Origin of the sequence: Kitasatospora sp. NPDC057198, from assembly GCF_042670125.1 — a bacterium.
Classification (GTDB): domain Bacteria; phylum Actinomycetota; class Actinomycetes; order Streptomycetales; family Streptomycetaceae; genus Kitasatospora.
This window is the reverse complement of sequence record NZ_JBHUWH010000345.1, coordinates 1-8,638: the sequence shown is the minus strand read 5'-3', so window position 1 is coordinate 8,638 and position 8,638 is coordinate 1. Positions and strand designations below refer to the sequence as shown.

General features: G+C 77.2%; 8 protein-coding genes and 1 pseudogene. 7 read left to right on the top strand and 2 right to left on the bottom strand.

Going from position 1 to position 8,638, the window contains the following annotated elements; all coding sequences use genetic code 11:
• A pseudogene (locus ACFUEL_RS29380) lies at window positions 1-186 on the bottom strand (hypothetical protein); the annotation flags it as partial.
• An 80-nt stretch (window positions 187-266) separates the two neighbouring features.
• Here ACFUEL_RS29380 and ACFUEL_RS29375 point away from each other — a divergent pair.
• The 3 genes from ACFUEL_RS29375 to ACFUEL_RS29365 all read left to right on the top strand — a co-directional run bounded on the left by ACFUEL_RS29375 (window position 267) and on the right by ACFUEL_RS29365 (window position 2,268).
• Window positions 267-434, top strand: a complete 168-nt coding sequence (locus tag ACFUEL_RS29375; protein WP_380239800.1) for a hypothetical protein — start codon at window positions 267-269, stop codon at window positions 432-434.
• Between the two features lie 36 nt (window positions 435-470).
• The gene (locus tag ACFUEL_RS29370; protein WP_380239799.1) at window positions 471-1,277 is read left to right on the top strand and encodes a TlyA family RNA methyltransferase; all 807 of its coding nucleotides are present in this window, start codon (window positions 471-473) and stop codon (window positions 1,275-1,277) included.
• Between the two features lie 91 nt (window positions 1,278-1,368).
• Entirely contained in the window at window positions 1,369-2,268 is a 900-nt protein-coding gene (locus ACFUEL_RS29365; protein WP_380239798.1) for an NAD kinase, read from the top strand.
• Window positions 2,269-2,296: 28 nt separating this feature from the next.
• Here the strand turns inward: ACFUEL_RS29365 and ACFUEL_RS29360 are convergent, their stop codons facing one another.
• Window positions 2,297-3,769, bottom strand: coding sequence for a PLP-dependent aminotransferase family protein (locus ACFUEL_RS29360; RefSeq protein WP_380239797.1), 1,473 nt, complete (start codon window positions 3,767-3,769; stop codon window positions 2,297-2,299).
• A 112-nt stretch (window positions 3,770-3,881) separates the two neighbouring features.
• On the opposite strand from ACFUEL_RS29360, the gene ACFUEL_RS29355 reads away from it, so the two are divergent.
• From ACFUEL_RS29355 to ACFUEL_RS29340, 4 genes are all read left to right on the top strand, one after another.
• Window positions 3,882-4,502 (top strand): YitT family protein, encoded by a 621-nt coding sequence (locus ACFUEL_RS29355; protein ID WP_380239796.1) that lies wholly within the window; start codon window positions 3,882-3,884, stop codon window positions 4,500-4,502.
• A 113-nt stretch (window positions 4,503-4,615) separates the two neighbouring features.
• Window positions 4,616-5,716 (top strand): hypothetical protein, encoded by a 1,101-nt coding sequence (locus ACFUEL_RS29350; RefSeq protein ID WP_380239795.1) that lies wholly within the window; start codon window positions 4,616-4,618, stop codon window positions 5,714-5,716.
• 115 nt (window positions 5,717-5,831) lie between these two features.
• Window positions 5,832-7,565 (top strand): DNA repair protein RecN, encoded by a 1,734-nt coding sequence (recN, locus tag ACFUEL_RS29345; RefSeq protein WP_380239801.1) that lies wholly within the window; start codon window positions 5,832-5,834, stop codon window positions 7,563-7,565.
• A gap of 124 nt (window positions 7,566-7,689) precedes the next feature.
• Window positions 7,690-8,638 (top strand): glycosyltransferase family 4 protein (locus ACFUEL_RS29340; protein ID WP_380239794.1); only part of this gene is annotated, 949 nt, incomplete at its 3' end.

Here is an 8,638-nt window from a genome sequence, read left to right as displayed (position 1 = left end):
CGTGAAGAAGGCGCCCGCGAAGAAGGCGCCCGCGAGGAAGACGGCGGTGGGGGAGGCGGGGCCGCTCTCGCCGGCCGAGGCCACGGCGGTGGTGGCGTCCGCGAGCGGGCAGCCGTCCGCGAAGAAGGCCGCGGCGAAGAAGGCCCCCGCCGGGCAGGCCCCCGCGAAGAAGGCCGCGGCGCGCAAGGCTCCCGCGAAGCGGGGGTCCGCCGGGTCCGGGTCAGGGTCAGGGTCCGGGTCAGGGTCCGGGTCCGCGCCGGAGGCGGGTGGCGGCGGTGCGTGAGGAGGGCGTCCGTACGGGCGTGTCCGAGGTGGACGAGGTGCTGGCCCGGCTGGGGGAGCCGGACGGGGCGGGGGCGGAGCGGTGGGCCGAGGTGTACGAAGATGTCCATGCGCGGCTCGCCGCGACCCTCGCGGCGCTGGACCGCGGGTAGGGACCTTCCGATGTGGGAGCTGACGTAGCAGTGGCAGTGGCACGACGCCGTCTGGACGCGGAGCTGGTGCGCCGCAAGCTGGCCCGTTCGCGGGAGCACGCGAGCGAGTTGATCGCGGCGGGCCGGGTGACGGTGGGCGGGGCGGTGGCGACCAAGCCCGCGACGCAGGTGGAGACCGCGGCCGCGGTGGTGGTCGCCAAGGACGACGCGGACCCGGACTACGTCTCGCGCGGCGGGCACAAGCTGGCGGGCGCGTTCGCGGCGTTCGTGCCGCAGGGCCTGGTGGTGGCGGGCCGCCGGGCGCTGGACGCGGGGGCCTCCACCGGCGGGTTCACCGACGTGCTGCTGCGCGCGGGCGCCGCGCACGTGCTGGCGGTGGACGTCGGCTACGGGCAGCTGGCCTGGTCGCTGCAGAGCGACGGGCGGGTGACGGTGATGGACCGCACCAACGTGCGGGAGCTGACGCCGGAGCTGATCGGCGGCGAGCTCGTCGACCTGGTGGTGGGCGACCTGTCGTTCATCTCGCTGGGCCTGGTGCTGCCCGCGCTGGCCCGCTGCGCGGCGCCGGACGCGGACCTGGTGCTGATGGTGAAGCCGCAGTTCGAGATCGGCAAGGAGCGCCTCGGCTCGGGCGGGGTGGTGCGCTCGCCCCAGCTGCGGGCCGAGACGATCCGGCAGGTCGCCGGGCAGGCGTGGGAGTCGGGCCTCGGCGTGCGGGCGGTGGCGGCGTCGCCGCTGCCGGGGCCGTCGGGGAACGTGGAGTACTTCCTGTGGCTGCGCCGCGATGCGGAGCCGCTGGATCCGGCGGCGGCGGACCGGGCCGTGGCCGAGGGGCCCCAGTAGGGTACTTGGCAGGCGTCCGGGCGTTGCGCAGACTGGCAGGGCCCGGCCGGGCCGCGGTGGCCCGGCGGGCGTAGGGAGAGGGCAGCGGGGAATGAGCGATCGTCGTACGGTCTTCCTGATCGCGCACACCGGCCGGGAGGCGGCCCTGCGCAGCGTGGAGGGCCTGGTGGACGGCCTGCTGCGGGCGGGGATCCGGATCCGGCTGCTGGAGGCGGAGGCGGTGGGCCTGGACCTGCCGGACGGGGTGGAGCTGGTGCCCGGCGGGCAGGGCGCGGCGGACGGCTGCGAGCTGATCCTGGTCGCCGGCGGGGACGGCACGCTGCTGCGCGGGGCCGAACTGGCCCGCGAGTCGGGGCTGCCGATGCTCGGGATCAACCTGGGCCGGGTCGGGTTCCTCGCCGAGGCGGAGCGCGACGACCTGGCGACGGTGGTGGAGCGGGTGGTGGCCGCCGACTACGAGGTCGAGGAGCGGATGACCATCGACGTGCTGGTGCGCACCAACGGTGACGTGCTGCACGAGGACTGGGCGCTGAACGAGGCGTCGGTGGAGAAGGCGTCCCGGGAGCGGCTGCTGGAGGTGGTCACCGAGGTGGACGGCCGCCCGGTGTCGAACTTCGGCTGCGACGGGGTGGTGCTGTCCACCCCGACGGGCTCCACCGCGTACGCGTTCTCCGGCGGCGGCCCGGTGGTGTGGCCGGAGGTGGAGGCGCTGCTGATGGTGCCGATCAGCGCGCACGCGCTGTTCGCCCGCCCGCTGGTGACCTCGCCGGACTCGGTGCTGGCGGTGGAGGTGCAGCCGAAGACCCAGCACGGGGTGCTGTGGTGCGACGGCCGCCGCTCGGCCGAACTCCCGGCCGGGGCACGGGTGGAGGTCCGCCGCGGCAAGACCCCGGTGCGGCTGGCCCGGCTGCACCGGGCCCCGTTCACCGACCGGCTGGTGGCCAAGTTCGCGCTGCCGGTGACGGGTTGGCGCGGGCGCTCGGACAACTGACTGCCCCGCGGCGGAAGGTGAGGCCCTTTCAGAGCGGCGCGGGCACCGGGTCCCCGCCCGCGAGGCGTTCGGAGCGGGCCAGTTCGGCGGCCCCGGCGATCCGCCGCAGCGCGTCGGGGACGTGCGCGGCGGGCAGGGTGAGCGGCAGCCGCAGGTGCTCCTCGAAGGCGCCGTCGACGCCGAAGCGGGCGCCGGAGGCGATCCGCACGCCGGTGCGCTCGCCCGCCCGGGCCAGCGCACCGGCGGGCGTCCCGGGGGTGGCCGCCCACAGGGCGAGGCCGCCGGGCGGCAGGGCGAAGCGCCAGTCGGGGAAGTGCCGGGGCAGCTCGCGGGCGAACGCCTCGGCGGTGGCCCGCAGCCGCGCGTGCCGGTCGGCCCGGACGGCGGGCAGGTGCGCGGTCAGCAGCTGGGCCGCGACCAGCTGCTCCAGGACGGGCGTGCCCAGGTCGTACAGCGCCCGGTCGGCGGCCAGCCGGCGCACCAGGGACGGCTGGGCGCGCAGCCAGCCGATCCGCAGGCCCGGCCAGAGGATCTTCCCGGCCGAGCCGACGGTGATCACCTGGGCGTCCCGGTCGAGCGCGGCCAGCGGCCGGGGCAGGTCGCGCTCGGCGACGCCCCAGCCGAGCTCGGCGCAGGTCTCGTCGGCGATCACGGTGGTGCCGGCCGCCCGCGCGTGGGCCAGCAGGGCGCGGCGCTGCTCCTCGTCGACCAGCGCGCCGGTGGGGTTCTGGAAGTCGGGGATGACCGAGGCCAGCCGGGGCGCGGCGCCGCGCAGCACCCGCTGCCACTGCGCCAGGTCCCAGCCGGTGCGCCCGGCCGCGTCCTCGGCCAGCGGGACGGGCACCAGGCGGGCGCCGGCCCGCTCCAGGGCGCGCAGCGTGTTGGCGTAGCTGGGCGCCTCCACGGCGACCCGGTCGCCGCGCGACAGCAGCGCCTGGTGGGCCAGGTGCAGGGCGCTCATCGCCCCGGTGGTGACCAGCACGTGCTCGGGGCCGGTGGGCAGCCCGCGCTCGGTGTAGCGGCGGGCGACGGCCTCGCGCAGCACCGGCAGCCCGGTCGGGTAGCTGCCGTGCCCGCCGCCGTACGCGGGCAGCTGGGCGACGGCGTGCGCGGCGGCCTCGGCCAGCTGCTCGGGGGCGGTGGGCGCGGCCAGGCCCAGGTCGAGCACGCCGCCCTGTTCGGGCGGGACGGGGTGCAGCGCGTCGCCGGGCGGGGCGGTGCCCTCCGGCAGGGCCGTCCAGGAGCCGGCGCCGCGCCGCGAGCGCAGGTAGCCGTCCGCGCGCAGCGCCTCGTACGCGGCGGCGACGGTGGTGCGGGACAGGCGCAGTTCGGCGGCCAGCTCGCGCTCGGCGGGCAGCCGGGTGCCGACCGGGAGGCGGCCGTCGGCGACCAGCCGGGAGACCTGCGCGGCCAGCGCCCGGTAGGCGGGGCGGCGGCCGTCCGGGGCGGGCAGCTGCCGGGCGAGGGCGTACGGGGTGAGCGTGCTGTGCCACTCGGACATCGGAATCAGTCCACCTGGTGCGGATTGGCCCTTTCGGGACGCGTTCTGGACTCCCCATAGTGGCGTCCAGTGCCGGACGACGGCAAGCACCGCACGAGAAGAGGTCCACCCGATGGCGGCAACCCTGGCCCCGACCACCTCCCCGCTGCGCACCGGACTGCCCCGCCGCTTCCTGCAACTCGCCGTCGGCCTGGTGCTGTACGGCGTCTCGATGGGCCTGGTGCTGCGCTCCTCGCTCGGCGGCAACCCGTGGGACGTCTTCCACCAGGGGCTTGCCCGGCACGTCCGCCTCAGCGTCGGCACCTGGGTGACGCTGGTCGGCGTGCTGGTGCTGCTGCTGTGGATCCCGCTGCGCCAGAAGCCCGGCATCGGCACGGTCGGCAACGTGCTCGTCCTCGGCATGGCGATGGACGCCACCCTCGCCCTCGTCCCGCACCCGCACGCCCTCGCCGTCCGGATCCCGCTGCTCACCGCCGGCATCCTCCTCAACGCCCTCGCCACCGGCCTCTACATCGGCGCCCGCCTCGGCCCCGGCCCCCGCGACGGCCTGATGACCGGCCTGCACCGGCGCACCGGCCGCTCCGTGCGGCTGATCCGCACCTGCATCGAGCTGACCGTCCTGACCGCCGGCATCGCCCTCGGCGGCACCTTCGGGGTCGGCACGGTCGCCTACGCGCTGGCGATCGGCCCGCTGGTGCAGTTCCTCCTGCCGCGGCTGACCGTCCCGGCCTGAACGGCGGGGCCCCCACCGGGGCGCGCCCGCCCGCCGGGGGCCGGGCGTCACCGGGCCGTGGCATCATCCGGAGCCGAGCCACCCGTACCCGGCGGTCGTCCCGAGGAGCCCAAGTGCAGCCCGTGTTCGTCGACTTCTCCACCGCCGTCCCCCGGACCGGCAACGCCGTGGTCAGCACCGAACGGGCCGGCTTCGCCCGCGACCACCTCGCGCTCGACGCCGGGGCCACGGTCACAGTCGCGTTCGACGTCCCGCCGGAGGGCGTGACGGACGAGCTCACGGTGAAGATCCGCGCCCTCGTCTCCAAGCTGGGGGCCCGGCCCGGGTTCGCGCCGCTCGACGTGGCCGTCAACGCCGGGGCGATCGCCGGGGGCCACCGGATACCCGGCGGCGGGGACATCCCGCAGCAGATCGTCCTCGCCGTCCCCGCCGAGCTCCTCGTCCCGGGCGCGACCAACAGCCTGACGCTCCGCACCTCCGCCGACGCGCGCTCGCACCTGTGGCTGTACCGGGTGCTGGCCGAGCCCGTCCGGGACCGCGACGGGGCCGAGCGCGCCTGGCTCGCCGACTCCGCGGGCCGGTCGCTGCTGACCTACCGCACGGACCGCCGGGCACCGGGCGCGCAGGAGTGGGAGCCCGCCGCGCCCTGGCGGCTGCACCTCGACTCCGGCGAGGGGGCGATGCCGGCCCGGATCGACTGGCGGGTGCGGTCCGGCGCGGAGGCGTCCGTCGAGTTCGCCCTGGAGCTGACCACCTTCTACGGCCACACCCGCGACGCCGACGGCCGGTGGTACGAACTGCGCGGCACCCTGACCGACCGCCGGGCCTTCCCCGGCGACTGCGACCCGGCCGCCACCCGCACCTTCTCCACCGAGGCCGGCTGGGGCGGCCGCTGGCACCGGGGCGGCCCGCTCACGGTCCACCTCGCCGTGGGCGAGGAGACCCCCTTCGACCGCATCGCCTGGACCGACCAGCGGGCCTGCTCGGCGTCCATCGGGCTGACCGGGGACGGCAGCTCCTTCCTCGGGTGGTCCCGGCGCGTCAACGAGGGGCCGGTCGGCTACCGGGGCGAGTCGGCGGCGGCCGGGGCGGCGGCCGGGGACCGGCAGGAGCCGGGCCCCCTCTCCGCCGAGCTGGACCAGCTCGGCCGGGCGGTCGCCGATCCGGCCGGTGCCGCGGCGAAGTCGCCCGGTTCGTTCCTGCGCGGGCTCTGACCGGCCGCCGGCCCGGCCCGGAGAACCTCCCGGGGCCGCCACTCAGGGGTGAAACGGGGGCGGTCGTCGCAAAGCGACGGTGGAACCTCGTAAGGTCGTCTCCGTGTTGGACGAGATGCGGATACGGGATCTGGGTGTCATCGACGATGCGGTGGTCGAGCTCGCCCCCGGCTTCACCGCCGTCACGGGCGAGACCGGCGCGGGCAAGACCATGGTGGTGACCAGCCTGGGTCTGCTGCTCGGCGGCCGGGCCGACCCGGCGTTGGTGCGCAACGGCTCCGAACGGGCCGTGGTGGAGGGGCGGTTGACCCTCGACCCGGCCTCGCCGGTGGTCGCGCGGGCGCTGGAGGCGGGCGCGGAGCTGGACGACGGCGAGCTGCTGGTCAGCCGCACCGTCTCCGCCGAGGGCCGCTCCCGGGCGCACGTCGGCGGCCGCTCGGTGCCGGTCGGGCTGCTCGCCGAGCTCGGCGAGGACCTGATCGCCGTGCACGGCCAGACCGACCAGCAGCGGCTGCTGCGCCCGTCCCGGCAGCGCGGCGCGCTGGACCGGTACGCGGGCGAGGCCGTCGCCGAGCCGCTGGCCCGCTACCGGGAGGTGTACCGGGAGCTGCGGCAGGTCTCGGCGACGCTGGAGGAGCTGACCACCCGGGCCCGGGAGCGGGCCCAGGAGGCGGACCTGCTGCGCTTCGGCCTGGAGGAGGTGGCCGCCGCCGAGCCGGTTGCCGGGGAGGACGCCGAGCTGGCGGTGGAGGCCGAGCGGCTGGGCCACGCCGACGCGCTGTCCTCCGCCGCGACGCTCGCGCACGCCGCCCTCGCCGGCGACCCGGCCGACCCGGAGGCGGTGGACGCGGGCACCCTGCTCGCCCAGGCCCGCCGGGCCGTCGACGCGGTGCGCCACCACGACGAGCGCCTGGCGGCGCTGGCCGACCGGCTCGGCGAGTGCGGCTACCTGCTGGCCGACGTGGCCGGCGACCTCGCCGGGTACGCCGACGACCTGGACGCCGACCCGGTCCGGCTGGCCGCCGTCGAGGAGCGCCGCAGCGTGCTGGCCCACCTGGTGCGCAAGTACGCGGGCACCGAGGGCACCCTCGCCGAGGTGATCGACTGGGCCGAGACCGGCTCGGCGCGGCTGCTGGAGCTCGACGGCGACGACGAGCGGATCGACGAACTCGGCGCCCGGGAGACCGAGTTGCGCGCCCGGCTGGCCGACCTGGCGGCCGAGGTCTCGCGGGCCCGGCACGCCGCCGCCGACAAGTTCGCCGCCGCGGTCTCCGACGAGCTCGCCGAACTCGCCATGCCGCACGCCCGGGTGACGTTCGCGATCAGCCAGCTCGACGACCTGGCGGGCATCGAACTGGAGGGCCGCAGCGTCGCCTACGGCCCGCACGGCGTCGACGAGGTCGAGGTGCTGCTCGCCCCGCACCCCGGCGCGCAGCCCCGCCCGATCGCCAAGGGCGCCTCCGGCGGCGAGCTGTCGCGCGTCATGCTGGCCGTCGAGGTGGTGTTCGCGGGTGCCGACCCCGTCCCCACCTACCTGTTCGACGAGGTCGACGCGGGCGTCGGCGGCAAGGCGGCGGTCGAGATCGGCCGCCGGCTGGCCAAACTCGCCCGCAGCGCCCAGGTCGTGGTGGTCACCCACCTTCCACAGGTCGCCGCGTTCGCGGACCGGCACCTGGTGGTGGAGAAGACCAACGACGGCACCGTCACCCGCAGCGGCGTGAAGACCCTCAACGACGAGGAGCGGGTGCGCGAACTGTCCCGGATGCTCGCCGGGTTGGAGGACTCCGAGCTCGGCCGGGCCCACGCGGAGGAGCTGCTGGAGGCCGCCCGCACCGCCCGCGCCCGCTGACCGCACGGCGGCCGGCACCGCCGCGGGCGACGCGCCAGCGGCGGTGCCGACTGTCCAAGAGGCGGACCGACCTGGCATCGTGGCGAGCGGACACCAGCTGACAACGAGTCGGAGCGAGACAGACGTGGACCATTCCGCCGCCCGGGCCGCCGCGGCCCCCCAGCTGCACGCGGTGCTCGTCCTCGCCGCCGCGACCGGCGGCATCGGCGCCCACGTGCGGTCCCTGACCCGCGGGCTGGTCGCGCACGGCGTCGCGGTCACGGTCTGCGCGCCCGAGGGCACCGACCGGCTGTTCGGGTTCTCCGCGGCGGGCGCCCGGCTGCACACCGTCGACATCACCCCGACCTCCGGCGCCCGCAGCGACGCCACCGCGATCGGCGAGCTGCGCCGCGCCTTCACCGGCGCCGACATCGTGCACGCGCACGGCCTGCGGGCCGGCCTGCTGTCCGACCTGGCGCTGCGCACCGCGGGCCGCTTCCCCGGCATCCGCCCCCAGACGCCGCTGGTGGTCACCTCGCACCACGCGCTGCTCACCACCGGGCTCGACCGCCGCCTGCAGCGCCTGATGGAGCGCCGGGTGGTGCGGGCCGCCGACCTGGTCCTGGGCGCCTCCTCCGACCTGGTCGCCCGGGCCCGCGAACTGGGCGCCACCGACGCCCGGCTGGGCCCGGTCGCGGCCCCGCCGATGCCGCCCGGCACCCTCGACCGGGAGGCCGCCCGCAAGGCGCTGCCCGGCGGCGACGACGGCCGCCCGGTGGTGCTGGCGATCGGCCGGCTCGTCCCGCAGAAGTGCTTCGCGCTGCTGCTTGACGCCGTGCCGCACTTCGCCGCGCCGGGCGCCCCGGCGCCGCGGGTGCTGCTGGCCGGGGACGGCCCCGAGCGGCAGGGCCTGCGCGAGCGGGCCGCCGCCGAGCGGCTGCCCGTGGAGCTGCTCGGCTACCGCACCGACATCCCCGACCTGCTGGCCGCCGCCGACCTGGTGGTGCTCTCCTCCCGCTGGGAGGCCCGTTCGCTGGTCGCCCAGGAGGCGATGCGGGCCGGCGTCCCGGTGGTGGCCACCGCGGTGGGCGGGG